This window comes from Methylosinus sp. LW3 (assembly GCF_000527115.1).
Taxonomy (GTDB): domain Bacteria; phylum Pseudomonadota; class Alphaproteobacteria; order Rhizobiales; family Beijerinckiaceae; genus Methylosinus.
On sequence record NZ_AZUO01000003.1, the window covers coordinates 144,709 to 170,973 of the forward strand.

The following is a 26,265-nucleotide window of genomic DNA, read 5'->3' on the forward strand; positions in this document are numbered from 1 at the left end:
CACAACTCGCGAGGCTCGTGATGTTGCGGAATTCTCTCTCTGTTCTAGTGCTCGCCTTCAGCGCAATTTGGAGTTCAGCTTTCGTAGCCGGAAAGATAGCTCTCCGCGATTACGATCCTTTCACGGTGCTGGTCGTCCGCTTCACGATCGCGTCGCTCCTTCTCGGCGTGCTCGTCGTCGCCACGCGACCGAAGCCGAATAGGAACGCTGTCGAGACAGGCGTTCTGCTCGGCCTGTTGAACAACTGCGCATATCTTGGTCTGACGTTCTATTCGCTGAACTATATCTCGCCCGTTCTAGTCGTCGTCATCGTCAGCTGCGCACCATTTTTCACTCTGCTGCTGTCTTGGCTTTTCGAGAGCGAAGCGATGTCGCTTCGACAGGCGGCGGGCATAGCGCTCGGATTTTCGGGCGTACTCCTCGCCACCGGCGTCGATTTCGGGGAGATCGCGAGTCTCACGGGCATTGCTCTCGCCATTTTGGGAACTGCCTCGTTCTCATTGGCGACGGTACTGTTCCACGCGCGAGCACAGCACTATCCGATCAATCAGTTGAATCTCTGGCAGTCCGTGACCGGCGCGGTTGTCCTGTTGCCTATCGCCTATTTCTTTGGAAGACCTTTGATCGCGCCGACGACCGAGAGTGCTGCGGCCATTCTCTATCTCGTGATCGTGGTGACGATCGGCGGCATGGGACTGTGGCTACTGCTCATAAGACTGACCGGCGCCGCCATGGCGTCGTCCTACCACCTCCTCAATCCATTTTTCGGCGTCGTTCTATCCGCTCTCGTGCTCAAGACGCCGTTACGCATTCTCGATTTTTCCAGCGCTGCGATCGTCGCGAGCGGCTTGGCGCTGGTTATTTCAGCCCCAAGAAAGAAGGAGTAATACGATGACCATTACCGCAATAGATTCTCGTATCAGTGTTTCACCAACCGATTTCTTCGAGCTGCCTACCGTGCTGCGCAGGTTGCGGTGCAAATATCACGGACGGCTGCGCGAAGGGGACTGGTATTTCCTGAGGGTCAGGCAGCCAGCACTGCGCTCCAGATTTCGGGCGCAGTTCCGCCTGCGGCTTTGAATTTGCCCAGTGCGAATTGACCCTTCCTGATGCGATGCATGAGTTCGACGCCGGCGATCGTGATCGCCGCATGTCGGAACCGCTTGAACCCGAGCATCGGCCCCAAACGAAGCTTGATGGATCGGTGATCCTGCTCAATCAGATTATTCAGGTATTTCGATGATCGAATTCGAGTCCGCGCGCCGCCTCGATACTGCGCGAGAAGCTCGCGCGCCGCCCGATGGGACGCCTGATATCCGTCGAGCGTGATTTTGCGCGGCGGCCGACCGTGGCGCGCGAACGCGCGACGGAAAAACGCTTTGGCGGCGGCGACATCTCGCTTCGCGCGCAGCAAAAAATCCACTGTTTTTCCCACCTGGTCGACGGCGCGGTAGAGATAGACCCAGCGCCCCTTGATTTTCACGTAGGTCTCATCGACGCGCCACGATCCGCCGACTTGGCGCGCAAAACGGTTCCACCGCTTTTCGAACTCCGGAACGTAGCGCTGAACCCAGCGCATGATGGTCGTATGGGCCAACGACAAGCCGCGCTCCGCCATCAGTTCCACGAGATCTCGGAAGCTGAGCTTGTATCGCAGATACCAGCGCACGCAGAGAACAATGATTTCGCGGTCGAAATGGCGTCCCTTGAAAAGCTCGTTCACGCTCAGCATCGCCCATAACCCCAGCATCCGGTTCCGCCCTCGCAGGGATTATGTTCCGGTCACGCCGTTTGCACCAGAGCCCGCACGCCGACGCACGAGCTCGTGCGAGCCCATGCCGTTCTGCTGACGCGCCGTCGCATTGCCGATCGCGAGCCGGGATGGGCGCTGACGACCGATGGCCTCGCCAGTCTGCGTGGCGCAGGGAGACTGCACGGCGCGGCGTGCGAGCCAACCTCTGGTTCGGGCGCCATGGCCGAAACGGCGGATCGGGAGCTGGATGACGAGGATGACGAGACGATCCGTACAGGAGAATTCGCCGAAATCGATGCATTGCTGGCGCGAACGTCGCGGGTGATAGAGCGAAGCGAGCCCGCGCCTCTGAAGCGCGACGACTCTGGTTTGGTCTACGACGAAGATTGGGATGAGGAGGCCCGCCTCGCGGAGTGGCGCGAATGTCTGGGCCGCACTCAAAAGCTTCCGCCTTTGATGGCGGCAAGCGTCGCGCTCGATGCTTGGGAGGAGATCGAGCCGTTACAGCGTAGCGCTTGGCTCGGTCCCTTGCTCGCCGCGGCCTTGCTACGTTCCCGCGGAAAGACGCGGCACTGTCTCACAGCGCTGCATTCGGGGTTTCGACAGGCCAAATATCGCCGAGCTGGGCGAGATGATTTCGAATCACGATTGGCCGCGTTCGCATATGCGATCGAAACCATGGCGAAGGCAGACTCGAAGGAACTCGACAGATTGACGCTCGCGCGCGAGCTTCTGCTCAGAAAGTGCAAAGACCGAAGAGCGAATTCGAGGATGCCGCAACTCGTCGATTTGTGTCTCGCTTCGCCGGTCGTCAGCGTCTCTTTTGCCGCCAAGCAACTCCGGGTCTCACAACAAGCCGCGACGACGATGATCGGCGAGCTCTCGTCGAATCTTCGCGAGTTGACCGGACGCGGGCGATACAGGGCGTGGGCTGTCGTTTGAGGGCGTGACGCGCACGGACGAAGTTCGCGTTCGACACACAATTCATGGAGAGCAGAGCGCAGTGTGTCGGCGACATTTTAATCAGCAACCATCGTATATCGCGTTGTCCCATCCTCGAAGCTTTTCCATGAACTTGCTTGCCGCCGGTTGAATGTTGCCGGGGAACGAGCCCAAGCCAGGTGACGAAGTCGTGTCCGCGTTTGAAACCAGCCTTCGGCGGCGCGAAGGTCTCGATCGCCATGGCCGTAATCGGTCCCACGCCGGGCATCGTTAATAGGCGACGGCTTATCGCGCCTCGCTTGGCTTCTCGAGCCGTCGCTTTGCGCGCGAGCCCGATGCGCGGGCGAAGGGCGGCGAAGTCCAGGGCGAGCGCGTCGACGGCGGGAGCGGCCCGCCGTCGACCCGAGTGACGTCAGAAGGTCGCCCGGAGCGAGCCGAACACGCTGATCGGCGCGCCGACGGTGATGCCGGCGGCCGAATCCGAATGCGGATAATAGGTCGTGTCGAGGAGGTTCTTGATGTTGAGCTGCGCCTCCCAGGCGATCGCGTCGATCGTGAACTTGTATTTCGCCAGCAGATCGACGCGCGCATAGGCGGGCAGCTTCACCTTGTTCTGCAGATCGGCATACGCCTCGGATTTCGCGACGACGCCGGCTCCGATCGTGAGGCCGGGAATCCACTCGTCCATGGCCTTGGTGACGAGAACGGAGCCGTTGACGTCCGAGACGTTGCGATAACGCTTGCCGAGAATGGCGGCGTCGTTGTCGCGCGTGATCTTCGAATCGATGAATGTGTAGCTCGTCACGATATTGACCGTATCGGAGAGCTTCCCGACGTTTTCCAGCTCCACGCCCCTATGCGTGACTTCACCCGTCGCGATGACGAAGCTGGGATCGACCGGATTGATCGTCGCGATGTTGCGACGCTTGATCTCGAAGATGGACAAGGTCGAGGACAGGAGGCCGCCGAGCGTGTCGAACCGCGCGCCGAACTCCGCCTGCTTCGCGATTTCCGGCTTGAACGTCTCGCCGTTGATGTCCTTTCCGTAATTCGGGCCGGCGAGTCCGTCGGCGTAATTGGCGAAGACGGAAAAGTCGGGAGCCGGCCGCCACAATAGGCCGACGCGCCAGCTCGTATAGGAATTATAGACGTCATTCGGGTTGCGGACAGCTCCGGCGCGTGTGGTGTTGAAAGCCGACCCGGCCCTGTCGAAGCGAACGCCCGGCGTGAGGAAGATTTCACCGGGGACTCCGACGCCTGTCAAACGAATCTGATCCTGAGCGAACACGCCCCACCAATCCGTCATCAGGTCCTGAAAGAAGGGGACGCCGTAGGCGAATTTGTTCCCATAGGCCGGCGCGTGGAGATCGATCGGCGGACAGCAGGCGGAGAAATAGGGGCCGCTCGCCGAGAAGTGGTTGCGATCATATCCCACGAGAAATGTGTGCTCGAGCGGGCCTGTGCTCGCTTTCGCTTCGACGCTGACCGTGCCGAACAGCGCATAAGTGTTCCGGTCGCGCTGCGCGCTCTGGAATCGCGAGAGGCTGTTCTGACTGGCGTCGAGCCCGAGCGGCCACATCGAGTCGAAGCCGCTCAAGCCCGTCTGCCAGTCGAAGGCCGCTCTCATTTTTACAGAATCGGAGAAGCGATGCTCGAGGCTGGCGCCGAGCAATATCTCGTCAGAATAGGACCGGTCGCCTGGCTCGCCGAAAAAGCGGCTGCGCGGCACATTTGCCGGGGCGCTCTTGACGCCGGGAATGCCCGGGTCGACGGACGGAATTCCCCAATCCATCGCCGTCCTCGCGTGCGTATACTCCAGCTCGAATTTGACCTTCGTGTCCTCGCTCGGCCGCACCACGACAACCGGCGCTAGGAAGACGCGTCGCGCATTCACGAAATCCCGAAACGAGCCGGACGTCTCGAACGCGCCATTGAAGCGATAGGTCACGGCGCCGCCCGCCAGAGCCGGACCTGTGACATCGACCTCGGTGCGATATTTGTCGTAGGAGGCGAAGGTCTGCTTCAGCGAGTAGGACGGGGTCGCGAGAGGCTCCTTCATCACCAGATTGATGGAGCCGCCGGGGTCCTGGCGGCCGTAGAGCATTCCGGTTGGACCTTTCAGGACCTCGACCCGTTCGACATTGGCCATGTCGCGATAGCTGCCTGCGCGATTGACGTCGATCGGCATGCCGTCGCGCAGCACCCAGAACGTGTCGAATCCTCTGATCCAGAATTCATCGATCCCGCCGCCGAATCCTTGCCCGGGTGTGACTCCCGGCGTGTATTCGAGCGCATCGCGCAGAGCGAAGGACGCGGTGTCCTCGATCTGCTGGCGCGTGACGACATTGATCGTCGCCGGCGTGTCGGCGATCGGCGTGCTGGTTCTCGTCGCGCTGACCGAAGTCAGCGCCTTGTATCCGATCACCGGTCCGGCGGTCGTCTGCGTGACGGCCGGACCCGCGGCGCCCCGCGCGGAGCGGTCGGCGCCGATATCGATCGTCGGCAAGGTTTCCTGCGCGAGCGCGGCAGGGGCGCCGGCGAGCGCGGCGGCGAGGGCGGCGGCGGAAAGGCCGCGGGATTGGTCGAAACGGGGCATAATGATCTCCCGGCGCGGCGCAGGCGCGCGCGCAGTGAAGTGAGAAAAAGAGTGTGGTGCTGTGGCGGGTCAGGCGCGCACGGGCGGCGCGCGCGAGGACCAGGAGCTGCGCCAGCCGGCGGGCGTCGGAGCGCCGATCGCGGCATGGCGCGCGATGCGCGAGCGGATCGGCGGGCGCTGCCGGAGGACATATCCGTCCGCCTGGCACGGACCGAGCGCGAGCGCCTCGTCGAATCCCCGCGCGCCGCAGAAGGCGCAGCACTGGGCGTCGTCGCCATGGCGCCGCGGATGCTCCGCCTCGCCAGCGGCCCTCGCGCAGTCCATGCTCCGCGCCGACGTGGCGTAGCCCGCGTCTCGCGCCGGCGCTCGGCTCGTCGCGGCGGCCGGCGCGACACCTTGCCACGAAAGCAGCAGGAGGACGAATGCTGCGGCGAGGCGGCGCAGGAGCGTCGCGCTGCGGCGCCGCTCGCTCGATCGCCGATCCTCGCGCTGATGCATGTTGCGTCTTCGTCCGTTTGCCGGAGGCGAGCGGTCGCCGCGAATGTTCCGCTTATCGAGACATGTATCCGATCCACTCTTACGGCGTCCTCACGGCCGTTCCGCGCGCGATAGGATCGGCGACTGTTGCCGATCTGCCACAGCTGTTTCGCCTTTGGGAGAACATTGTTATGGTCGAAGCGCCACTCCACGCCGCTGCTTCCTCGCCGAGGAAATGGCATCAGGACGCCTCGAGATGCGGATTCTCATTGTCGAAGACGATCGCGATCTCTCGCGCCTGCTGCGACGGCGGCTCATCGGCGCCGGCTATGCCTGCGACAAGGCGGGAACGATGGGCGAGGCGCTGGAGGCGCTGCGGCAGCTTCCCTATGATCTGATGCTGCTGGACCGGCGATTGCCGGACGGCGACGGCATAACGGCGATCGGCCGCTCGCGGGGATTGCAGCCGGCGCTCAACATCATCGTGGTGAGCGCGATCGACGAGAGCGAGGAGAAGGTGCATGGTTTCGACGCCGGCGCCGATGATTATGTGACCAAGCCCTTCAACGGCGCCGAGCTGCTGGCGCGCATTCGCGCGCGCCTGCGCCAGAAGGAGGGCGTCAAGACGCTGCCGCTGCTCGTCGTCGGCGATCTCTCGCTCGATCTCGACGCGCGCCGCGCTTTTGTCGGCGAGGCGCCGCTCGATCTCAATCGGCGCGAGTTCCTGCTGCTCGAGGCGATGATGCGTCGCGGCGATTGCGTCGTTACGCGCGAGGAGCTGATGGGCCAGATCTACGGCTTCGATCGCGCGGTTTCGAACGGCGCGCTGGATACGCTGGTCTCGCGGCTGCGCAAGAGTCTCGCCGGCGCCGGGGCCGGCGTCGAGATTCTGCTCATTCGCGGGCGCGGCTACATGCTCACGGAGACCGACGGATGAAGGCCGCTCCTTCGCTCGCGCTGCGCGTCGCGCTCTGCCTGCTCGTCGCGCAGGTGCTCGGCGCGTCGATCACCATCATCGTCGTTCAGCTGCATTGGGCGACGCAACCAGAAGCGCGCAGCGGCGGGCAGTGGAACGACCTCGCCGAGCATCGGATGACGGATCTGATCGTGCAGTCCATCCGCCGCGCGGAGGACGGACGCCTCTTCTTCGAGCCCATCGACGCGTTGAGGGAGGAATATGCGCGCTCGCCGAAGCTCGAGATCGCCATTCTCTATGCGAGCACGAATGAGCCGATCGAGGGATCGGCGCCGCGTCTCGCCGATCTCTTCAGCCGGGCGCCGGCGGTTCGCTTGAAGCATTCGATCTTCACGCTGGCGGACGAGCCGGACATCGGCGCGCGCGGGCATGTCGAAGACGTACGCACGCCCTATGGCCGCATGCGCATCGCCATGTTCGGACATTTGTTCGACTGGACCGACGTGCTCGGCCTCGTCTCCGATATTTTCCCCGAGCATTTCAATAATTACGCGATCGACATCGTCGGCGTCATGCTGATCGGCTGGCTGGCTCTGAAGCGCGGGCATATGCCGTTGCGTAGACTCGCGCGCGAGGCGGAGCGGATCGAGCTCGACTCGCTGCATCAGCGCCTACCGACCGAGGGCGTGCCGGCGGAGATCATGCCGCTCGTCACAGCGATGAACAGCGCGCTCGCCCGCCTCGACGAGAGCGCCGAGCGTCAGCGCCGCTTTCTCGCCAACGCCGCGCATGAATTGCGCACGCCGGTCGCCATTCTCGTCGAGCGGCTCTATGGACCGGAGGAGCCGCAGCAGAAAAATCTGATCCGCCGCGATGTGGCGCGGCTCGAGAATCTCGTCGAGCAATTGCTTTCCAACGCGCGGCTGGACCGGCAATCGGACAAAAGTCTCGGGATGATCGATCTCGTCGCCATCGCCGAGAGCGTCCTCGACGACCATGCTCTTCTCGCCGCGAAGATGCGACGCAATATCGCGCTAGAGCACGACGGCGCCCAGCGTTCGGCGCGCGGCGATCGCCGCGCCGCGGAGAGCGTCGTCGCCAATCTCCTCACCAATGCGCTGCGCGCCGAGCCGGAAGGTGGAACCGTGACCCTGCGGGTCGGCGACATGACGATCGAAGTCGTCGATCACGGCGAAGGCGTGCCGGCGGAGGAACGCGGCGCGGTGTTCGAGCCATTCTGGCGCAAATGCGACGCGGAAGCGGGAACCGGACTTGGGCTCGCCATCGCCAAGGAGCTGATGGAAAAGCTCGGCGGTCGCATCTGGGTCGAGGAGACCCCGGGCGGCGGCGCGACATTCAAGCTGAAATTCTGGATGGCGCAGACAAAAGAGCTGGGGTCGCCGGAAGAACCGTATCCTTCTCCACGATTCGATATTCGATGCGCCCGTTCACCGGGGCGCGTATCGTCGTCTCGTCGAGAATGACCTTCAATCGGGCGATTTGCGCCTTCGCCTCCGAGTGTCGCGTTGCCTTTAACTCCGCGAATCCTGCGTTAGGAGCAACTGAATTGCCTTTAACGTGCGAGAGAAATCATGAACATCGGCGCTCGACCATGATGCCGTTGCTTATCCACTCATTGAAAACATGATAAAATCTATGGTTCTCTAGTGAGCAGCTTTTCATGTCAGGAATTCTCGCGTTAGGAGCAATAAAGCATCGAATCCGTGGCGCCTTTAAGAGCAATTTCTCGAATTAGGGGCAATCGAGATTTCTATTAAAATATTGAAACATATAGCATTTTTATTCGCGCAATTAAGGGCAACCCGACAGGAGCGGATTCCTCCATTCGTTATCGTGAGTGGCCTGTCGCGGCTGGATTACTCGCGTCAGATTCGAGCCGCAGCTCCTTCCCGTTGGAACGTACGGCCGAGCGATTCGTGGAAAGCTTTCGCGCGCGCCGTTTCTTCAACCAGATATAGACGCCCGTTACCGAGAGCAGCGTGACAAAGAGGCCGAGCGCGCAGACGAAAATCTGAAACGGCCGGCCAAACACGCGCGTCATATGCAGCGCATAGAGCCAGCTCTCGACCGTATTGCCGGCGTGCTCGCCGGTGGGCAGACGCAGCCGCACCAGCGATCCGTCGTTTCCGTCGAAGGCGATGACCGTGCCGCCACCTTTGGGCGAGCGCTCGAAGACGTCGCGGTCGGTTCGGATCTCATAGCTGTAGACTCCGCCCATCGAACTATAGGCGAGACCGAGCGGCGCCACGATCCGGAAGCCGCGCTCCTTCGCGAGTTCGGCGGCAAGGCGCTTGCCATTGGCGCGCGCCGCCCGCCAATCGAGGGCCGGCGCGTCGTTCACGCCGCGCGCCATCACCTCTTTGAGGATGACCATCGGCGATTGGTAATCGAAGATTTTCTCGGTGACCCAGAAATAGACCGGCTTCATGTTGAACAGCACGCTCGACCAGGCGAAGACGAACAGCATCGGCCACAACCACAGGCCGCTCGCGCGATGCAGATCGAAATTGACGCGATAGGTGCCGCCGCGCCATTTCACCAGCCAGGCCGTCTTCCAGCGGCGGAAAAAGCCGCCGAGCGAGTTCGGCAAAGTGAGATAGAAGCCGACAAAACAATCGATTGTCCAGGCGATCGCCACAATGCCGAGCGTGAAGGAGCCGAGGGTTCCGAGAACCAGCGTCCAATGCAGCTTGTAGATGAAGGGCATTAGATTGACGAGCCCTTCCGAAATATCGCCGCGTGTCCGGCGGCCGAGTTCCTGTCCAGTCCAGGGATCGAGGAACAATTGATCGAAGCCGGTGACAGGACCCGGCTTGCCGGTCGCCCGATCGATCGGATGCGCGAAATTGACGAGAACCTGATCGGGCTCCGCATAGAGCACGCTTCCGACGCGCCGATCGGGAACGATCGCCTGGGCGCGCTCCGCGAGAGTGGCGAGATCGAGCGGCGCGACGCCTTGTTGCGGCGCGGCGAAGAGCTGCGGAGCGAAAACGCGCTCGAGCTCGGTGTTGAAAGCGAGCAGGCTGCCGCTCAGCGCGACGACGATGAGAAATCCAGTCATCGCCAGCCCCACCAAGCGATGCAGAAAGACGAAAATCGAACGGATCATGGTGTGGCCTCCGAAAATAGCTTCAATCGCGCCGGCGGCCGTGCGTCCGCTGCGCCCGGCCGCCGGCGCGATCACATCAGAATTTTACCTTTAGCGAGCCGACGAAAGTGCGCGGCGCGCCATAGGCGGCGTTGAGGGCGCCGTCGCTGCTCTCCAAATATTTCGTGTCGGCGATGTTCATGACATTGAGCTGCGCCTCGATCGGAACATTCTGCAACACGAAGCGATAGCCGACCATGGCGTCGAAGCGCACATAGGCGGGGAGCTGCCAGGAATTGGTGGTGTTTCCCTGCCGCTCTCCATTGGCATAGAAGCCGCCCCCGAAGGTGAAGCCTTCCTTGCCGCCCGACGCAGTGTCGTATTTCACCCAGAGATTGCCGGCGTGGCGCGGAATTCCGGGCCAGCGCTTGCCGAGAATGGCGCCCGTGCCGGTGATATTGCTCTTGAGGACGATCGCGTCGCTGTTCGTGTAGCTGCCGATGATGCTGATATTGTTGGTGATCTGTCCCGCCACGTCCAATTCGACGCCGCGATTGCGCACCTTTCCGGCCGCGATCTGGAAGCTCGAATTCGGAAAGCGCGGGTCCGGCGTCAAAATGTTGGAGAGATAGATGTCGAAAGCGGCGATCGACCCGGTCATCCTGCCATCGAAGAGGCTCGCCTTGGCGCCGACCTCGAATTGTTGTCCTTCTTGAGGCTTGAACGGTGTGGCGTCGGCGCTTTGCGCGGCCGCGTTGGAGTTGGAGAACGACTCCGAATAGCTCGCATAGATCGAGAAACTCTCGTTGAGCTTCACCAGCAGGCCGCCGTTCGGCGAGATTTTCCGCTCGGTCCTGTTCCCCTTCCAGGACGGATTGTAGTGGCCGTCGCAGAACGGATAGCACTGCGCGCCGGCCGCCGATTGCGTTGCGCCGAATATCTCCGTGCCGCGGTCGAACGCCGCGTCGTAGCGGCCGCCGATCAGGAAGTGGATGAAGTCTTCGTAGGAGATGTCGTCTTGGACGTAATAGCCGAAGTTGATCTGATTGGAGCGAGACAAAAGGTTGCCCGAACCTTGGCCGATGAATCCGTGCAGCGAGTAATAGTCGATGCCGCTATAATTGGGCGCCCAGACGTTGAGAGCCGGGATCGGCTGCAATGGAAAGCCAGCAGGCGGCGTGCCAGGAGGATTATCGTCCTTGTAGACCTGATGATACCAGAGGTAGTCGAAGCCGAAGAGCAGCTTGTGCTTCAATGGTCCGGTTTCCACCTCGCCATTCACATATAGATTCAGATAATACATGTCACTATAGCCGCAGCTCCAGATGAGCTTGCGGTTCATTTGGCCGGTCGTGAGATTATAGCCGCGCGACAGGAGATAATATTGCATTTCGTCGGCGTGATTATAGTGGAAGCGGTTCGTCACCGACCATTGATTGTCGAAACGATAGGTCCAATCCGCCGCGACGAGAATGTGCTCCATCACATCGGGAAATTCGTCGTACCATTTCGGGTCGAGCTGCGTCCAATTGCGCGGAAGGCCGGCCGGGCGGCCGACGAAGCCCGGCACGGCGAAGCTCTGCGCCAATGCTGGGACCATCTGGCCGTAGCTGACGCGGTTGGCCGTTTGGAGATGGTCGTATTGGAAGGAGAGATTCGCTTCGAATTGCTCGATCGGCCGCCAGGCGAGGCGCGCCAGAACCGAGCCATTGTCGCGATGCCGGAAATCGATGAAGTCGTCGGCGCGGTCATAGACGCCGATCACCCGGTAGAGGAGCGTCTTCTCCTTGTCGAGCGGCCCGGTCGCGTCGATGGTGGTGCGTGAGAGGCCCCAGCTGCCGAACTGCTCCTGCATGCTGTAGGCGGCCTCCTCCTGCGGCCGCTTGGTGACGAAATTCACCATGCCGCCCGGCTGAATGCGGCCATAGAGCATGGCGGCCGGCCCTTTGAGGACTTCGACGCGCTCGATGAAGGCCGTGTCCGACGTGTTGGCCAAGCCGTTCAGCTTCAGCCCGTCGCGATAGGTGTTATTGCCGTTGGAGAAGCCGCGGATCAGGTAGGCGCGTAATAGGTGAACAGGCCCGTCTGCACGCCGGAGACGAATTTCACCGCCTCCTGAGTGTTGAGGACCTGATTGTCCTCGAGCACTTGTCGCGGAATCACGACCACGGCGCGCGGCGTGTTGATGAGCGGCGTGTTGGTCTTCGTCGCCGTGAAGGCGTTGGTGCGCGCATAGCCGGTCTGCTTGCCAGCGTCTAGGCTCAGGACTCATTGATTGAGATAGAAAGCGACAGCGGCGGCGATGCATATGGCCGAGAAAAAGGCGTGCGCGCATCGATCGTAACGGGTAGCGATGCGCCGCCAGTCTTTGAGCTTGGCGAAGAGGTTCTCGATCTTGTGACGTTGCCGGTAGAGCCCCTTGTCGTAATCCAGAGGCTTCTTACGGCTCTTCGTCGGGGGGATGCAGGGTTCGGTCCCGCGCTCCGCGAGCGCTCGGCGAAACCAGTCGCTGTCGTAGCCGCGATCGGCGATCAGGGCCGAGGACGGCGGCAGCGCGTCGAGCATCAGCCTCGCGCCTTTGTGATCGCTCATCTGCCCTTCGGTCAGCATCATGACGAGCGGCTTGCCGGCGCCGTCGCAGACGACGTGGAGCTTGGAGTTCAGCCCGCCTTTCGTGCGGCCGATACAGCGGGAAAGAGCCCCTTTTTTAGGAGGCTCGCCGCCGTCCGATATGCCTTCAAATGAGTGGAGTCGATCATGATCCGCTCAGGTTTCGGCCCTCCTCCTGCGAGCGCGGCGAAAATACGATCGAAGACGCCGAGCCGGCTCCAGCGGATGAAGCGATTATAGAGCGTCTTGGGCGGTCCATACTCCTTCGGAGCGTCCTTCCATTGCAGGCCGTTCTTGATGACGTAGACGATCCCGCTGACCACGCGGCGGTCGTCCACCCGCGGCACGCCGTGCGCCAACGGAAAATGAGGGGAAATTCGCGCCATCTGCGTTTCGCCGAGCAAAAACAAATCACCCATCAAAGCCTCCATATCGGAGACCTTGAATCACGCCTCACTTGAAATTAATAGGTCCTGAGCCTACGGCGTCGGTCTGTCAAAGGCCCGCCAGATGCGCATGTCGAGCGGCGAAGGCCTCCTCCGACTCCTGCTCCCAATAGCGCCGCGACGCGCCACTCGGATCGACTGGCCGCCCGAGCGCCTCTCGCTCATGCTGCCAACATATGTCGTAGGATGGGATGCGATCTGCGGCGAAATAGGCGGGCTTCTTACCATGATGGGCGAGACCGCCTGCGTTCAGACTGCAGGGCGCCCGCGCGGGATTGAGCCAATTTCCTGCAACGGGCTCTTCTTGCACATGGATTTCGCGAACGACCTGCTCGAACCAATATTCCGGTCGCGCCGCCGGGCCGCCATTGCGCCGACGACGCATGGCCAAGCTCTCCGCAATATGCGGGAATCGAGCAGCGATCTCGGCGTCCTCGACGATACGCGTCGGGCCGGAGATGGTGACTGCCGAAAACCAGCTATGATCATCCCACAAAAGCAGCGACGACCAAGGGTTCGACCAGAGCTTAGCGGCGTGGCCATGGACGGCGTTGCCGGCGAAATAGGGGACGAGCGTCAAAGTCTGGCTGTTGTGGCGGGCAACGAAGCCCGCCATGCCCAACTCACCGTTGCGCGGCGAAACGCCGGGCAGTCCGGATGCTGAGACTGTCGCCTGCAAAATCTCGAATTGGCATGCGAGCAGGCGATCGAGCGGCAGGAGCGGCGTCCAGCGCGTTCGCGCGACGTCTGTCGCGTCGCCGCGCGGTCGCTTGACGAAAAGATTTTGTGAGCATTGCGTGAACGCTTCCTCCACTCCGCCAACGAGGAACACAGCGATCGATCCCGTCGCGGCGGCGGCGCGACGCCAGGGATCGAGCGCGCCAGCAGCGAGCCCATAGTCATACTCGACCTGAGCGGGCTCCAGAGCTTCGACCGCAAACAGCGTAAGATGCAGACCCATCGCGTCCGGATCATATGGATGCAGCGCGAGGAGCGCCAATTTCCCGCTGCCGAGCGCAGACCCGACGACATTGATCATCGCCCCAGAAGCCGAGCGCGCGGCGGCCCGCACGCCCGGCTCCGCGCATAGTATCGAAGCGCCGCTCGCGAGGCGCCTGTAGGCCTCCGGCGCATGGCCGTCGCCAGCGAGCCAATCCTGCAATGCGCGCGCTTCTTCATCGTCTTGCGGTCGCGGCAAGAACGCGGCCGCGGCAATCGTCTCGCGATCGAGAACGACGAGTGGCGACGCCCCGTGACGAGCCTCCGCCATAGCGAGGGCGACATGTCTCACTCGCGACCACGACGCGCCGTGACCACCGCCGCCTGCGGCAAAGACAGCTTGGATCGCTGTCTGGGCGTACGCGCCCATCGTCGGATTGAGATATTGGCGGTACTGACGATCGTAAAAATTATCCGCCCCTTTCATCGTGGCGGAGCCCTGCTTGGATGCATTCGCGTCGCGCAAATATTGGAACACATGTTCCGCCGCAGGCCCCGGAGAGCCCGCGCGACGCAACCATCGCTCGGCGAAGGGCTCGCGCAGTCCTCGGGGGAGAGCTCCCACTAATCGACGCAGCATCGCGCCACGGCGGTTCGCCTGGCGCTGATTCTCACTGGCGATTTCGTAGGCGCGAGCGCGAAAGCCCGGAAAGGAACGGAATGATATCGACATGAGAGGTCCCAGATCTCAGGATAAAACGTGGAGCCATCCGATCGTCGCGAGATCGATCGCGCCGAAGCACCGGTACGATGCGCGCATTGCCTCTGATAAAGACGCGGAAAATAATGCGCTATGACGCTTCGCGGCGATGAACGCGCTCGTGTCACGCCGTCAATAGGATGGAGGCAGTCTATGTGCATCGGCGACGAGAGCGTCATTCAGCAAAGCGACGATCGCCTTGCGCGAAGGCGCGTTCAATTGTCGCAACAGTTGCGAGACATGATTGCGTACGGTGAAATGCGACGGCTTCAAGCGTCGGCCGATCTCCTTGTTCGACAAGTCAAGCATCAAGAAACGCAGAATATCGCGTTGTCGTTCCGTCAGCGTGGACAGTCCGTGTGTGAGGAAAACGTCGCGCGCCCCAAAGGCTTCGCGCCGCGCATAAAGCACGCTGCCCTCCGGCAGCATGTGACGGACGCGAGCGAGAATATCGTCCGCGTCTGCGGTCCGCACCGCGAACAGCACGACGCCGGCCGTCACATTATGCTCGATCGTCGAGCGGCCTCGAGATGTCCATTGTCCCGAAGGTTTGGAGCCATGTCCGAAATGTCGTATCTGTCCATGCTGAAGCATCCGTGTCATTCCCTTCCCAGCTTGGTAACATTGCTGGAGCGCGGGCTCATTCGACTTCCGGCGATGAGCGCGCGTGCGCCGACGAGCGGCGGCAAGAATCTGCGAACCGCTACTGTCGGGGAACGAACGGCATGCCGATGACGGCTCGATACGGATGGCGGATCTCGCCAGAGATTATCATGACTGCAATATGCAGCGGCGACGATCCGCAGGCGGTGGCGAATGAAACGGAATTTCAATGAATGGCGACACGAATCGAAGAATGGAAATAGTCTCGGGGTAAATCGAAGAGGAAATGCAGGATGACGAAGCGATCGTCCCACGAATGCGCCATCCGTCAGGCCACCATCCGCTTCGGCCTGATCTATTGGGGAGGCGCGTTCCTTTCATCGGTTCTTCTTTGGTTACTTAAAATAACAGAGTCTGTAGACTATACCCAGCGCGTCGTATATATTGTAAAAAAAATTGTTCGATATGGATCTGGATGGCTTATTGCAGCCTTGATTTCGTATATTTTGTTTTGCTTGCATAGGTGGGCGAGCCGTCGCGGACCGTCGGAAAGCTCCCTGCCGATTTTCGTCATAGCCTCCTTCTCGATCTCCCTAGCAGCGGCGCCGGTTTGGGCTGCATTGGGCTATGGCGCTCAAGCTGTCTACCCTTTGCCGCAACTGGCGGCCCACAATTGGAATAGTGTCATCAACGACACAGCCTTAGGTGCGGCGTTGTTTTTTGGCTGGTCCTGTCTGTTCGTCAGCCTCATCTTCAGTTTCGAGCTCCATGACCGCGGACGCCGGCTAGCCGCCGCCCGTGAGGAAGCGCTATCCGCGCAAATGCGCGCGTTGCGGTACCAGGTAAATCCGCATTTTCTCTTCAACACGCTGAACTCGATCGCCGGCCTGATCGAGGAGGGCTCCGCCACCCGCGCCGAGCGAATGGTCCTGTCGCTCTCCACATTCCTGCGCACGACCTTGTCGCTCGATCCCATGCATGACGTGTCTTTGGCGGATGAGCTGGCTCTTCAGGAAGAATATTTGGAAATAGAGCGCGAGCGCTTTTCCGACCGGATGGCGTTCAGCATCGACATGCCCGAGGACGTGCGCAGCACGCTTGTGCCCTGCCTGATCCTGCAGCCGCTGATCGAGAACGCGATCAAGCACGGCGTCGGCGCCACTGTCGGCAAGGTCGAGATCGCGCTGCGCGCGCGCCGGGAGGCAGACAGGCTTCACCTCACGGTCGAGAACGACATGCCGATGGATGATGACGGCAAGAAGCCCGCCGGCATGGGGGTCGGATTGCGCAACGTCGCGGAACGCGTGCACGCCCGCTTTCAAGGCGACGGCTCGTTTTCATCCGGCCCGGTCGCGCCCGGCTGCTACCGTGCGTTCATCGAGCTCCCGTGGCGGCTCGCATGAGCGAGCACACGATTCTCGTCGTCGACGATGAGCCGCTCGCGCGCCGCAGGCTCTTGCGTCTGCTCGCGAAGATGGAATGGGTCGGCCGGATCGAGGAAGCCGCCGACGCCCGGGAGGCTCGTCGCGCGGCTGAGCAAACGCAGCCCGACATTCTTCTGCTCGACATTCAAATGCCGGGCGGCAGCGGCTTCGACGTTTTGGAGAGCCTCGGACCGGAGCCGCCGGTCGTCGTTTTCGTCACCGCATTCGACCATCACGCCTTACGCGCCTTCGAGGCCAACGCCGTCGACTACGTCACCAAGCCGATCGAGCCGGGACGCTTCGCTCGCGCCTTGGAGCGCGCGCGGATCGCCGCNGGCGCACGCCTTCAGGCCGACCGAGTCGCCGAATTGCAGGAAATGATCGCCTCCCTGAAACGCACTCTGACCGAACAGCCGAAAAAGTCGACCGACTTCTGGGTGAAGGCGCGAGGCGAATATTTGCGCGTCACGCTGGACAATGTAATCCGCTTCCAGGCGGAGCGCGACTATGTGCGCATCCACGTTTCTGGCGCGGACTATCTCTTTCAGGAGAGCCTTTCCTCGCTCGAACGGCGTCTCGACGGCGAAGAGTTCCTGCGCATCCATCGCGGCGCGATCGTGCGCCGCAGCGCCATCACGCGGATCAAGCAGGCGCCATTCGCGGCGCTGATCGTCGTTCTGAGCGACGGCTCGGAAGTGCGCGTGGGACGGACCTATGCGCCGACGATCCGCGCGAGGCTCATGCGAGCATAGCGTGAGCGGCGTCTCGGCGGACTTCATAAGACCGCGCCGCCGTCCTTTCAGCGCGGTTGGCGATGCAGGATCGACAGGATCTCGCGGACAGCGGCGACGACCGCCTCCGGCTTCTCGAGCGGAATGGCGTGACCACTGTCGACCCACAGCTGGCGGGCGCCGGGATTGAGGCGGAGAATGTCGACTCGCTTTGCATTGCTGTCGCGAGCGAGCTCGGAGGTTTCGCTCATCGGCGCGCTCGCGCTCAGGACCGTCACCGGCCTTCCGGTGAACGGCGGCAGAGCGAGGAGCGCCGCGCCGGTCGCCGGCAGGGCATCCAGCTCTTCCTGCGCGACCGCAGGAGACGCCACATCGACGACGAGCTTGACCCAGACCGGCCATTTCTCGCGCGCGCCAGCGCCGCTCAACTGCTCTGGATGCGTCGAATCGACCAGCACGAGCCCCGCCACCTCGTCGGGATGACGACGCGCGTAGAGTTGGACATAAAGCCCACCGATAGAATGACCGACCAGCACATAGGGCGGCGCGATCCCCTTGGCCCGAAGGGTCGCGCGGAGCTCCTCGACGATGGTGACGCCGGCGCGCGGCGTCGTCGCCGGCGCGCTCGCGCCAATGCCGGGACGATTATAGGCGAAGACGGTGGCTTCGGTCGCGACGTCCGACAGAACCTTCGACCACCACTCCAATCGACCGCCGAGTCCGCTTTCGAACACCACGGCCGGCCTGCCCTTTCCCGCTACGACGTGCTCGACCTTTCGCTCCGCGAGAACCGACGTTGCGACGCCATCCATCGAGGCGCAGCCGCCGACTGCGAGAATCGTGACGAGAAATGTCGCGACGATTCGGCCAGAACGTCGAATGCGAAGCAAGGCGTCCCGCGCTGCTTTCTCTCGCTTGCGCCGAGTCTCGACCCTCATCGTCGATCGTCCCGCGACATCGACGCCAGAACGCGGCGATATGCAGGGACCATCGACTGCGGATCCGACGCCCGACGCGCTTTGATTTCGTTCTCGATCAGGCGCTCGAAAATCGCCACGAAGTCGTGCCTTCTCGTGTCGGACGAAGCGCTTCCGTCGAAGTCCCCGCGGGCGAACCGAATCTGAAGCAGGATCATCGAGCGTGATCTCGCCTTGCTCGACGTCGCTCTTGCCCCACGTCACATATTCAGCCTTCGTCATGTTCGCCTCGAAGGCAGGGCGCTGTGGTTCCTCGGAGACCCTTGTCGCCGCCGCCTTCGGCGGCTGTGCGCAAATTGGGATCGTACCAATTTTCATCGCTCATTCCTACACTGGAAAGGCTAGAGCGCTTTCCGATCGAACGGAATCGTTCGATCGATCAGAATTCGCTCCCACGCGAGAATCTAGAGCGCTATCCGATCCAATCGGATTGGATAGCGCTCTAGGGAGACGTCGTTTTTTTGAAAGTCTGGCTTCGGCCTGCTTCAGTAACACTCAATTGGACGCGCGCGCCTAGAGCGGATTCACCTTAAACCGGCTCATATCCTGAGGCGGCGAAGAAATTTGCGCATTCGGTGGGGGAGAACTCCTTCAGCAGTGCGCCGATCCTGTTCCATAGGGCGTCGACGGTTCGCTCGGCGGCTTTGCGGAGCAGAGCTTTGAGCTTGGAGAAGGCCTTCTCGATCGGGTTGAAGTCGGGACTGTAGGGCGGAAGATAGAGCAGCGTCGCGCCGGCCGCCTCGATGGCCTTGCGCACGCCAGCGCCCTTGTGGCTCCCCAGGTTGTCCATCACGACAATGTCGCCCGGTGAGAGCGTCGGAACGAGAACCTGATCGACATAGGCCTGGAACCATTGGCCATTGATCGGGCCGTCGAGAACCATCGGCGCCGTCAATCCGGTCAGGCGCAGGCCGGCGACGAATGTCGTCGTCTTCCAATGTCCATGTGGAACGCCGGCGCGCAGCCGCTCGCCTTTCGGCGCGCGCCCGTTCTTGCGCGCCATATTGGTCGTGGTCCAGGTCTCGTCGATGAAGACGAGCTTTTCGGGATCGAGATCGAGCTGGCTGTCGAACCAGGCTTCGCGCCGCTCTTTCACGTCCTGCCGATCCTGCTCGCTCGCATGGGCGGTCTTTTTTTGTAAGTCAGACCGCAGCGGTCGAGAAAACCCCACAGCGTCGCTCGGCTGGCCTTTATCCCGCGTTCGGTGAGGAGCCGTTCCAACAGCTCGCTGATGGTCAGGTCCGGCGTCGCCTCGATCAGGCCGAGCAGAAAGTCGCGATGCGGGTCGAGCTTGCAGCGTTTTGGCTGCCCCTGTTTGCGCGCGCCGCGCTCACCGGTCTGACGCGCGCGGCGAACCCAGACGATCGCTGTCGCATCCCCGACCCCGAAACGCGATGCCGCCTGACGCGCCGAGAGGCCCTTCAACGCGGCGTCGATCACACGATCACGCAAATCCTGGCTGTAGGCCCGAGCCATCTTCCCCCTCCGTCAATGCTCATGACGTAAGGAATCAGGCTCTCGCCGATTCGGGAATCCTCTCTTGAATCGGAAAATGACGAACCCGCTCTAGTTGCTCGGGAGCACCAGTACACTATCGATCTGAGGCTAGGAGACCCGGTCTGAGCTGCTGGCAATAGATAACGGAACTATCGGGCTCTACGCGGAGCTCGCGCTGCTTGTCGACCGGCGGCGTCATGGCGTCCGCCGGCTCTTCGCGCCGATAACGACAGTCGGCGTGCGCCTCGCAATCATGGCTGGGATTCGACGCCGCTGTCGAAGTGGGAGTGACGCGTTATGAAATCCGCGCGGAAACCGCGCCAAATCGCTGTCGCGGCGTTTCGTGAGCGTTCCTCGACGGCGCGCCGACGCCTTGTGCCGACGAACGTGTTCGTGTCGATCTGGACGGGCGCATCGGCTGCGGATCGTCATATAGGCCCCGAGGCACCCAGCGTCGGCCTACGCCTCGCGGACGACGATCCTGTTCGCCACAATGCCGATCGAAGCGGAACCAGTCGGCATGAGAGTAACCAAAAAGCACCAGTACATCGCTCGCGTTGACGAACGGGCCGCGTGAAAAATAGGTATTGTCCGCGAATGTCCACACGAGGATTGGCTATGTCTCGCGCTCGATGGCGTCACGTTGCTAGGGTCGGCTTTCTATCGAGCTCAGATCGCTTCACGCGGCAAGTCGTCGTGCGCCAGCGCTACGACCTTGACGATCCAGATTCGGAAGGTGTGACGAACGTCGATGCCGGACGGCAGAGGCAATCGTTTTTCCGATCGACGGATGGAACGGCGCATGCGGCCCCTCGCCACTGTGCGCTGGAGCACAGACTGAGGGAAATCGTCTCCAATAGATTTTCGGGCATTGGGAGACGAGGCCCGCCGGAGCGCAGCCGGGGAGGTCGATATCCTGCCGAGGCCGCGGTTCAGATTTCGCGCCTCACGGGTTCGACTGCAATTTTGAACGAGCCGACCAAGCGCCGATGGAGGACGACAGGAATGAGCCGCATCTTACTATTGTCTGCATTGGTCGCCATCGGCGCCACCTCGGCGCAAGCTTCCTGCGAAGCGAACTTCTCCTCGCAGGGCGTTCCTTTGCTGACCCCGCTTTCATACAAGACGTGGATGCTATTCCCGAAGCTCGACGCCAAAAAGGCGCTGGATCGTCTGGCGAGCGCGGTCCTCGCCGAAGGCTATTCCGATATGAACGTGGACAAGGCCTATGGCGCCATCACCGCGTTGCAGGAAACCACTGGATCCGGATTGCCGCAGACGCTTCGCATCGTCGCTCGCAGGGTGAACGCCGGCACGCGGGTCGATGCATTCTTTTCCATCCAGGCAGGCCAGGTCACGACAGAGGAGCTCGTGCGGGGAAGTCTGTGCAACCTGATCGCGGCAGCGATCGGCTGAAATAATCCTGTATCGCAACGACATTGATCTAGGCTATCATTCGTCATGCCGCCTCCGACAAGATCACGATCGACAAATGCAAAGGGATCATGGCTATAATCGAAGGCTATAGCGCCGACCAATAGGTAGGGAACTCCATGGGTAGACTTATTTCGATGTTTCTCGCATTCGGACTTGCTGCAATCTCGCTCAGCGGATGTCAGTCCGTCCAGCAGTCGGCGGCAAGCGCCGCATACACATGTGAAGCCGCTGGACTTCGGCCGGGAACACGGCGTTTCGATCGGTGCCAGGAAGCGAACTTCGCGCAAAATAGGGCGCAGTCGGACGAAGCGGCGACTGCCGTCGCGGCCGCCGCAGCCGCAGGGGTTATCGGGGGCGCGGTCATCGGAGCGGCCGCCTCGCGGCCTTCGTACGGCTATTATGGACCCCGTTACTATCGTCCCTACTATTACTGACAGCAGAGCATCGAGCGCGTCTCTTCTGCGCTCGAAGGCGGAGCGGACGACGACACGCGACAGCGTGGTCGTCGCGCTCTCGTTAACCGGGAAAGCATGAACACCCGGGGCGTCGCGTCGATCGACGGCGTTGTGCGGCAGGCGCGCAAGATCGACATGGCGTCGCGCGATCAGCGCATTCCTTATGGCGATATGCCGCGCGAGATCGAGCCGCTGGTCGAGACGATCAACGAGGCGCTCGCGCGTCTCGACGCCGGCGTCGCGCGGCAGCGACGCTTTCTCGCCAATGCCGCGCATGAGCTGCGCACGCCATTGACGATCATGAATGCGCGCATCGAGAGCCCCGAGAAGCCGACTTTCGAGCAGGATCTCGCGCGCGATGTGCGCCGGCTGCGCAACATCGTTGAGCAATTGCTAGTCTACGCGCGTTTCGGCAAAGGCGAAGGCGTGTTCGAGGAGGAGATCGATCTCGTCGCGCTCACCCAGCGCATCGTCGACCATTATGCGCTCGTCGCGGTCCGCAATGGGTCCGACGTGGAGTTCCAGTCGGAGAGCGAGCGGACGCCGATCCGCGGCGACCGTTGCGCGCTCGAGAGCGTCGTCGGCAATCTGATCGACAATGCGTTGCCCGCCGAGCCACGCGGCGAAACCGTGGTGGTTTGCGTCGGCCCGGGCGCGACGATCGAAGTCGCGGACCATGGCGAGGGGGTGGTCGAGGCCGACCGCGAGCGGGTGTTCGAGCCCTTCTGGCGCAAGAACGAGACGACGCCCGGCGCCGGGCTCGGCCTCGCCATTGCGCGCGAATTGGTCGAGGCGCACGGCGGGGCGATCGGCGTGACGGAGACTCCGGGCGGCGGCGCGACCTTCACGCTCGCCTTTACGCACGAGGGGCGACGCAGAGTTGTGGAGCCTATCTCGGTGATCGCCCGAGAAATCGGTATCCTCGTTCCGCGCGACGTCTCGCGTTTCGACACGTCGCGCCGCATGGCGACACTCGTCGTGTTCGCGCGCGAGATGGAAGCGATCCTCACCGAGGCCGCTCTCGCCATGTTCGGCAAGTTGCTCGGCTCTGTGTTCCGCCGCGCCGAAAACAAGCACAAGGAGAATCTCCGTCGCGCGCGCCAAGGCGCTCGATGCTCCGACACGGGCGTTGCTCGCGACCGCTTCATCGATTTCGAGTCCGAGCCGCCGAGCGCGCACGCGCGCGGCAATACGCGCGCCCTCGAATGTGTCTTCGCCAATCTCTTGGACAATGGAATCAGGCTAGTATCAGTTTTGTTTCAACGGCTTGCGCTTCTCGAACCACCAATTGTCGAGCAGGAGGCTGTAGGGAAGTATCGGATAGCGCGGCGTCTTCTCCGGATGTTTGAGCCTCGCGTCGTGAGCGGTCCAAATTTCCGAGGCGTGATAGAGCGGCACAAAATAGAACCCCGACAACAGAACGCGGTCGAGCGCTCGGGCCGCCATTATCAGCTCGTCCCGAGTCTTTGCCGCGAGCAGCGCGTCGATCATCGCCGACACGGCCGGCGAAGCCCGGCCTGCGAAATCGCCCGCAGCCTCCATAGCGATCTCGCTCCAGTGAACGCGCTGCTCGCCTCCCGGCGCCGCCGCGCTGATCCATCGTGCAATGAGCATCTCGTAATCGAACTGCTGACGTCGCCGCACGAACTGGACATAGTCGACGAGCCGCACCCGGGCGTCGATGCCGATTTTCGCCAAAGAAGCAGAAAAGGTCAGGGCGATGCGCTCCTCGTCCCGGCTGCTGACCAGGATTTCAAATTGCAGCGGCGCGCCATCCTTGACCAGCCCCGTATCGGCCAGTGCATATCCGGCGGCCCGGAGCAGCGCCTGCGCGCGTCGCGACAGCTCCCGGTCGCGCGCCGTGCCGTCATGTATCGGGGGCCGCCATTCGCCGGCCATCACATCCGCTCGCACGACATTCGAGAACCGGGCGAGGAGGCGCATTTCGACCGCGCTCGCAGCATGGCCCGACGAGGAAAATTCGCTCTCGTCGAAATAGCTTTTCGTCCGCCTGTAAAGATTGGAATAGTAATTGGCGTTGATCCATTCGAAGTCGAACATCATCCCGATCGCCTCCCGCACGCGCACGTCACGAAACGCCTCTTTGCGGAGGTTGAAGAGAAAACCCTCTATGCCGACGGGACGCGGCGGCGTGATCGCCTCCTTGACGACACGACCATCCTCGACGATCGGCAAATCATAGCCGTTCGCCCAGCGGCCGGCGCTCATCTCCTCGCGAAAGTCGACGAGGCCGCCCTTGAACGCCTCGAACAGCGCGCCGGCGTCACGGTAGTAGTCGACATCTATCTCATCGAAATTGAACATCCCACGCCTTACCGGCAGGTCCTTTCCCCAATAGTTCGGGTCTCGCCGAAGCACGAGCCGCTGGCCGGGCCGGACATCGGCGACGAGATAGGGACCGGACGCGACCGGCGGCGAGAGGCTCGCATCGGCGAAATGCTCCACATCGGTGGCATGCAGGGGCAGGACGGGAAGAGCGGCGAGCTGGAGCGGCAGCTCCCGGTCGTCGGTCCCCGTGAGATCGAAGACGATCGTGTGCGCGTCGACGATCTCGGCGGCTCCAACCCGGCCGAATGTCTCCCTCAGCCGCAGCGCGCCCTTCTTCCTGAGAAGCTCGAAGGTGAACAGCACATCGGCGGAAGTGATCGGAACGCCATCGGAAAAATGCGCGCGCGGATCGAGATGAAAAGTCGCGCGCCGACGCGCGTCGTCCATCTCGACGGAGCGCGCGACGAGCCCATAATAGGTCTTCTGCTCATCCTCGGAGCGCGTCATCAGCGTTTCATAGACCGCGCCGAGAAGAAAAAGCGGCGACCGAACATAATTCACGTTGAAGCGATTGAGACTCTCGAAGGCGCCGAACATCCCGAGGCGAAGCTTTCCGCCCTTGGGCGCGTCGGGATCGGCGTAGGGCAGATGATCGAAGTTCTCGGGCAACGCCGGCGCTCCGACGATGGCGAGCCCATGCCGCGGCTCCGCGGCCCGAGACGCATTTCCCGCCGGCTCGACGAGCCCGACCCCGACCACCGCGAGCGCCGTGAATGAAAATCTGCGCCATTCGCCGCGCGCAGCTTCGAAAACCGCATTCATCGCCGCACCCTTTTTATCTCGCCGATCAGGCGCGCGTCGCTCTACCGCCGCGCGCAACATTTTCCTCCGACAGCCATGGAGCCTCGCGCGCTCACCGGCGGAATCTCTACCCCATCGACGAGCTCGCGCGGACAAATGCGAGGATCGAGGACCGGCATGGGACTTGTTGGACGAGGCTGTCGGCTCGTGTCGTCGCTCGGGCCATTTCGATTTCATGCTCAGCCGAAACGTTCACGATACTCTTTTGGACAGACGCCATGCACACGGAGGAAGGCTCGCCGCAAGATTTCCTCCGAGCCGAAGCCGCAGCATCCCGCGATGCGCTTGGTCGGATGATGCGTCTCGAGGAGAAGCCGCCTGGCGGCTTCAACCCTCCGCCGTTCCACCCCTTGGCCGGGCGTCATGCCCGTCTCCTCGCGATAGCGCCGAGAGAAGGTTCGCTCGCTCATCCCGGCTTGGTCGGACAGGCGGCGCAAGGACATATCTTCCGTGAGATTGTCGTCGATCCAAAGATGCAGCTCCACAAAGCTGTGGTTGGGCGCCTGCAGCGTCACCGCATCGCTGAATTGCGCCTGGTCGCCCGGCCGCTTCGGAAACACGACGAGGCGCCTGGCGACCGTCAGCATGATCGGGCGCCCGAGATCCTCCTCGACCAGCGCGAGCGCGAGATCGATGCCGCTGGTCACGCCCGCCGACGTCCAGATCGGACCGTCATGGATGAAGATCGGCCGCGGATCGACCGTGACGCGCGGAAACTGGTGAGAGAGCCGCGCGCAAAACTCCCAATGGGTCACGGCGCGGCGCCCGTCGAGAAGGCCGGCCGCCGCGAGGATGAACGCCCCCGTGCAGACCGAGGCGACTCGTCTGGCCGAGAGCGCGCGCTGCTTGACCCATTGGGCCAGTTTTTCTTGTTCCGCCGCTTCCGTCGCGCCGCGCCCTCCAGCAATGACCAAAGTGTCGATCCTGGCGCCCGCCGCCTCGAAAGGCGTGGTCGCGATCACGAAGCCGCCGGTCGCGACGATCGCGTCGGAGGCGCTGACGCCGCGAATCTCGTAAGCGGGCGGCAGGCCACGGCGCGCGAGAATGTCATTGGCCGTCGTGAAGACCTGAAACGGCCCAGTGACGTCGAGCAGCTGCGCCCTGGGAAAAGCGAGAATGTCGACGATCCGCGATGTGTTTGGCGGGATTGGTTGGATTTTTGGCGACACAGCCGTTTGCGTCCCTGCTAGCTTGCCATGCCTAGCGCGATAACGGCCTCTCTCGAGGGGCTGGACGTTCTCGAATGACGGAATGCGGCTGTCCGGCGCCAGCGGTGGGGTCCGGACAGTGTGGCGGAGCAAGAAGCAGTATAGGAGGCCGAGTTGAAAACTGCAACTACGACTATCGTTACGAAGTCCAGCGATCCGAGCGGATCAGATGACTTCAGATCCTCCGCCTCCAGCGATCATCTCTTCATGAGCCGGCGTCGAATGTTCGCGTGGC

At 62.2% G+C, this 26,265-nt stretch carries 20 protein-coding genes and 2 pseudogenes; 7 read left to right on the forward strand and 15 right to left on the reverse strand.

Annotation, left to right across the window (positions count from 1 at the left end; genetic code table 11):
• Nucleotides 1–20 precede the first annotated feature (20 nt).
• On the forward strand, nucleotides 21–887 hold the full coding sequence (locus tag METLW3_RS0122155) for a DMT family transporter (protein WP_024881940.1): 867 nt from the start codon (nucleotides 21–23) through the stop codon (nucleotides 885–887).
• A 137-nt stretch (nucleotides 888–1,024) separates the two neighbouring features.
• Here METLW3_RS0122155 and METLW3_RS0122160 read toward each other — a convergent pair whose 3' ends face one another.
• The gene (locus METLW3_RS0122160) at nucleotides 1,025–1,732 is read right to left on the reverse strand and encodes an IS6 family transposase (protein ID WP_036310110.1); all 708 of its coding nucleotides are present in this window, start codon (nucleotides 1,730–1,732) and stop codon (nucleotides 1,025–1,027) included.
• Between the two features lie 81 nt (nucleotides 1,733–1,813).
• Between METLW3_RS0122160 and METLW3_RS0122165 the strand changes: the two are divergent.
• A pseudogene (locus METLW3_RS0122165) lies at nucleotides 1,814–2,695 on the forward strand (RHE_PE00001 family protein); the annotation flags it as partial.
• A gap of 79 nt (nucleotides 2,696–2,774) precedes the next feature.
• Here METLW3_RS0122165 and METLW3_RS27830 read toward each other — a convergent pair.
• The 3 genes and pseudogenes from METLW3_RS27830 to METLW3_RS0122175 form a co-directional block, all read right to left on the reverse strand.
• Nucleotides 2,775–3,005: pseudogene (locus METLW3_RS27830) on the reverse strand (transposase); the annotation flags it as partial.
• 102 nt (nucleotides 3,006–3,107) lie between these two features.
• A complete protein-coding gene (locus METLW3_RS0122170; RefSeq protein ID WP_024881943.1) occupies nucleotides 3,108–5,291 on the reverse strand; it encodes a TonB-dependent siderophore receptor in 2,184 nt (727 codons plus the stop codon).
• Between the two features lie 69 nt (nucleotides 5,292–5,360).
• On the reverse strand, nucleotides 5,361–5,789 hold the full coding sequence (locus METLW3_RS0122175) for a hypothetical protein (protein WP_024881944.1): 429 nt from the start codon (nucleotides 5,787–5,789) through the stop codon (nucleotides 5,361–5,363).
• Between the two features lie 235 nt (nucleotides 5,790–6,024).
• On the opposite strand from METLW3_RS0122175, the gene METLW3_RS0122180 reads away from it, so the two are divergent.
• Nucleotides 6,025–6,705 carry a response regulator transcription factor gene (locus tag METLW3_RS0122180; RefSeq protein ID WP_024881945.1) on the forward strand — a complete coding sequence of 227 codons (681 nt, stop codon included), beginning with the start codon at nucleotides 6,025–6,027 and terminating at the stop codon, nucleotides 6,703–6,705.
• Complete coding sequence (locus METLW3_RS0122185; protein WP_024881946.1) at nucleotides 6,702–8,168, forward strand: HAMP domain-containing sensor histidine kinase; 1,467 nt, start codon at nucleotides 6,702–6,704, stop codon at nucleotides 8,166–8,168. The genes METLW3_RS0122180 and METLW3_RS0122185 overlap by 4 nt, the downstream gene beginning before the upstream one ends.
• 365 nt (nucleotides 8,169–8,533) lie before the next feature.
• Here the strand turns inward: METLW3_RS0122185 and METLW3_RS0122190 are convergent, their stop codons facing one another.
• The 5 genes from METLW3_RS0122190 to METLW3_RS27110 form a co-directional block, all read right to left on the reverse strand.
• Complete coding sequence (locus tag METLW3_RS0122190) at nucleotides 8,534–9,814, reverse strand: PepSY-associated TM helix domain-containing protein (RefSeq protein WP_024881947.1); 1,281 nt, start codon at nucleotides 9,812–9,814, stop codon at nucleotides 8,534–8,536.
• 76 nt (nucleotides 9,815–9,890) lie between these two features.
• Nucleotides 9,891–11,897 carry a TonB-dependent siderophore receptor gene (locus METLW3_RS26245; protein ID WP_245267482.1) on the reverse strand — a complete coding sequence of 669 codons (2,007 nt, stop codon included), beginning with the start codon at nucleotides 11,895–11,897 and terminating at the stop codon, nucleotides 9,891–9,893.
• Between the two features lie 164 nt (nucleotides 11,898–12,061).
• Nucleotides 12,062–12,822 (reverse strand): IS5 family transposase gene (locus tag METLW3_RS27835; RefSeq protein ID WP_157516648.1). Its coding sequence is split into 2 segments (ribosomal slippage): nucleotides 12,062–12,489 and nucleotides 12,489–12,822, totalling 762 coding nucleotides; the frame shifts between segments, so codons are not numbered across the junction.
• A 76-nt stretch (nucleotides 12,823–12,898) separates the two neighbouring features.
• Complete coding sequence (locus METLW3_RS0122210; protein ID WP_198022853.1) at nucleotides 12,899–14,011, reverse strand: pyridoxamine 5'-phosphate oxidase family protein; 1,113 nt, start codon at nucleotides 14,009–14,011, stop codon at nucleotides 12,899–12,901.
• A 669-nt stretch (nucleotides 14,012–14,680) separates the two neighbouring features.
• Nucleotides 14,681–15,049: a LuxR C-terminal-related transcriptional regulator gene (locus tag METLW3_RS27110; protein ID WP_245267477.1), complete on the reverse strand. Its 369-nt coding sequence runs from the start codon at nucleotides 15,047–15,049 to the stop codon at nucleotides 14,681–14,683.
• A 395-nt stretch (nucleotides 15,050–15,444) separates the two neighbouring features.
• On the opposite strand from METLW3_RS27110, the gene METLW3_RS26255 reads away from it, so the two are divergent.
• Complete coding sequence (locus tag METLW3_RS26255) at nucleotides 15,445–16,554, forward strand: histidine kinase (protein ID WP_036310119.1); 1,110 nt, start codon at nucleotides 15,445–15,447, stop codon at nucleotides 16,552–16,554.
• Nucleotides 16,551–17,327, forward strand: a complete 777-nt coding sequence (locus METLW3_RS0122230) for a LytTR family DNA-binding domain-containing protein (RefSeq protein ID WP_024881953.1) — start codon at nucleotides 16,551–16,553, stop codon at nucleotides 17,325–17,327. The genes METLW3_RS26255 and METLW3_RS0122230 overlap by 4 nt, the downstream gene beginning before the upstream one ends.
• Nucleotides 17,328–17,374: 47 nt before the next feature.
• Here METLW3_RS0122230 and METLW3_RS0122235 read toward each other — a convergent pair whose 3' ends face one another.
• The 3 genes from METLW3_RS0122235 to METLW3_RS29310 all read right to left on the reverse strand — a co-directional run bounded on the left by METLW3_RS0122235 (nucleotide 17,375) and on the right by METLW3_RS29310 (nucleotide 20,584).
• Nucleotides 17,375–18,244, reverse strand: a complete 870-nt coding sequence (locus tag METLW3_RS0122235; protein WP_024881954.1) for an alpha/beta fold hydrolase — start codon at nucleotides 18,242–18,244, stop codon at nucleotides 17,375–17,377.
• Between the two features lie 568 nt (nucleotides 18,245–18,812).
• A protein-coding gene (locus METLW3_RS0122250; protein ID WP_157096109.1) for an IS630 family transposase occupies nucleotides 18,813–19,759 on the reverse strand; the annotation gives its coding sequence in 2 pieces (ribosomal slippage) (nucleotides 18,813–19,420 and nucleotides 19,420–19,759; 948 coding nt in all).
• A gap of 690 nt (nucleotides 19,760–20,449) precedes the next feature.
• Nucleotides 20,450–20,584 (reverse strand): hypothetical protein, encoded by a 135-nt coding sequence (locus tag METLW3_RS29310; protein ID WP_256388639.1) that lies wholly within the window; start codon nucleotides 20,582–20,584, stop codon nucleotides 20,450–20,452.
• A gap of 201 nt (nucleotides 20,585–20,785) precedes the next feature.
• Between METLW3_RS29310 and METLW3_RS0122260 the strand changes: the two genes are divergently transcribed.
• On the forward strand, nucleotides 20,786–21,196 hold the full coding sequence (locus METLW3_RS0122260) for a hypothetical protein (RefSeq protein WP_024881959.1): 411 nt from the start codon (nucleotides 20,786–20,788) through the stop codon (nucleotides 21,194–21,196).
• Nucleotides 21,197–22,065: 869 nt separating this feature from the next.
• Here METLW3_RS0122260 and METLW3_RS0122270 read toward each other — a convergent pair.
• The 3 genes from METLW3_RS0122270 to METLW3_RS0122280 all read right to left on the reverse strand — a co-directional run bounded on the left by METLW3_RS0122270 (nucleotide 22,066) and on the right by METLW3_RS0122280 (nucleotide 25,991).
• Nucleotides 22,066–22,776: a hypothetical protein gene (locus tag METLW3_RS0122270; RefSeq protein WP_157516649.1), complete on the reverse strand. Its 711-nt coding sequence runs from the start codon at nucleotides 22,774–22,776 to the stop codon at nucleotides 22,066–22,068.
• A gap of 144 nt (nucleotides 22,777–22,920) precedes the next feature.
• Nucleotides 22,921–24,783 (reverse strand): extracellular solute-binding protein, encoded by a 1,863-nt coding sequence (locus METLW3_RS0122275; protein WP_024881962.1) that lies wholly within the window; start codon nucleotides 24,781–24,783, stop codon nucleotides 22,921–22,923.
• Nucleotides 24,784–25,001: 218 nt separating this feature from the next.
• On the reverse strand, nucleotides 25,002–25,991 hold the full coding sequence (locus METLW3_RS0122280; RefSeq protein ID WP_024881963.1) for a helix-turn-helix domain-containing protein: 990 nt from the start codon (nucleotides 25,989–25,991) through the stop codon (nucleotides 25,002–25,004).
• Between the last annotated feature and the right edge of the window lie 274 nt (nucleotides 25,992–26,265).

Coding starts and splice junctions, on each gene's coding strand:
- METLW3_RS0122180 (WP_024881945.1), top strand. CDS start 6,025: ATGCGGATTCTCATTGTCGAAGACGATCGCGATCTCTCGCGCCTGCTG.
- METLW3_RS0122260 (WP_024881959.1), top strand. CDS start 20,786: ATGAGCCGCATCTTACTATTGTCTGCATTGGTCGCCATCGGCGCCACC.
- METLW3_RS0122170 (WP_024881943.1), bottom strand. CDS start 5,291: ATGCCCCGTTTCGACCAATCCCGCGGCCTTTCCGCCGCCGCCCTCGCC.
- METLW3_RS0122185 (WP_024881946.1), top strand. CDS start 6,702: ATGAAGGCCGCTCCTTCGCTCGCGCTGCGCGTCGCGCTCTGCCTGCTC.
- METLW3_RS0122190 (WP_024881947.1), bottom strand. CDS start 9,814: ATGATCCGTTCGATTTTCGTCTTTCTGCATCGCTTGGTGGGGCTGGCG.
- METLW3_RS0122275 (WP_024881962.1), bottom strand. CDS start 24,783: ATGAATGCGGTTTTCGAAGCTGCGCGCGGCGAATGGCGCAGATTTTCA.
- METLW3_RS26255 (WP_036310119.1), top strand. CDS start 15,445: ATGACGAAGCGATCGTCCCACGAATGCGCCATCCGTCAGGCCACCATC.
- METLW3_RS29310 (WP_256388639.1), bottom strand. CDS start 20,584: ATGCGCCGTTCCATCCGTCGATCGGAAAAACGATTGCCTCTGCCGTCC.
- METLW3_RS0122160 (WP_036310110.1), bottom strand. CDS start 1,732: ATGCTGAGCGTGAACGAGCTTTTCAAGGGACGCCATTTCGACCGCGAA.
- METLW3_RS0122235 (WP_024881954.1), bottom strand. CDS start 18,244: ATGAGGGTCGAGACTCGGCGCAAGCGAGAGAAAGCAGCGCGGGACGCC.
- METLW3_RS0122155 (WP_024881940.1), top strand. CDS start 21: ATGTTGCGGAATTCTCTCTCTGTTCTAGTGCTCGCCTTCAGCGCAATT.
- METLW3_RS0122175 (WP_024881944.1), bottom strand. CDS start 5,789: ATGCATCAGCGCGAGGATCGGCGATCGAGCGAGCGGCGCCGCAGCGCG.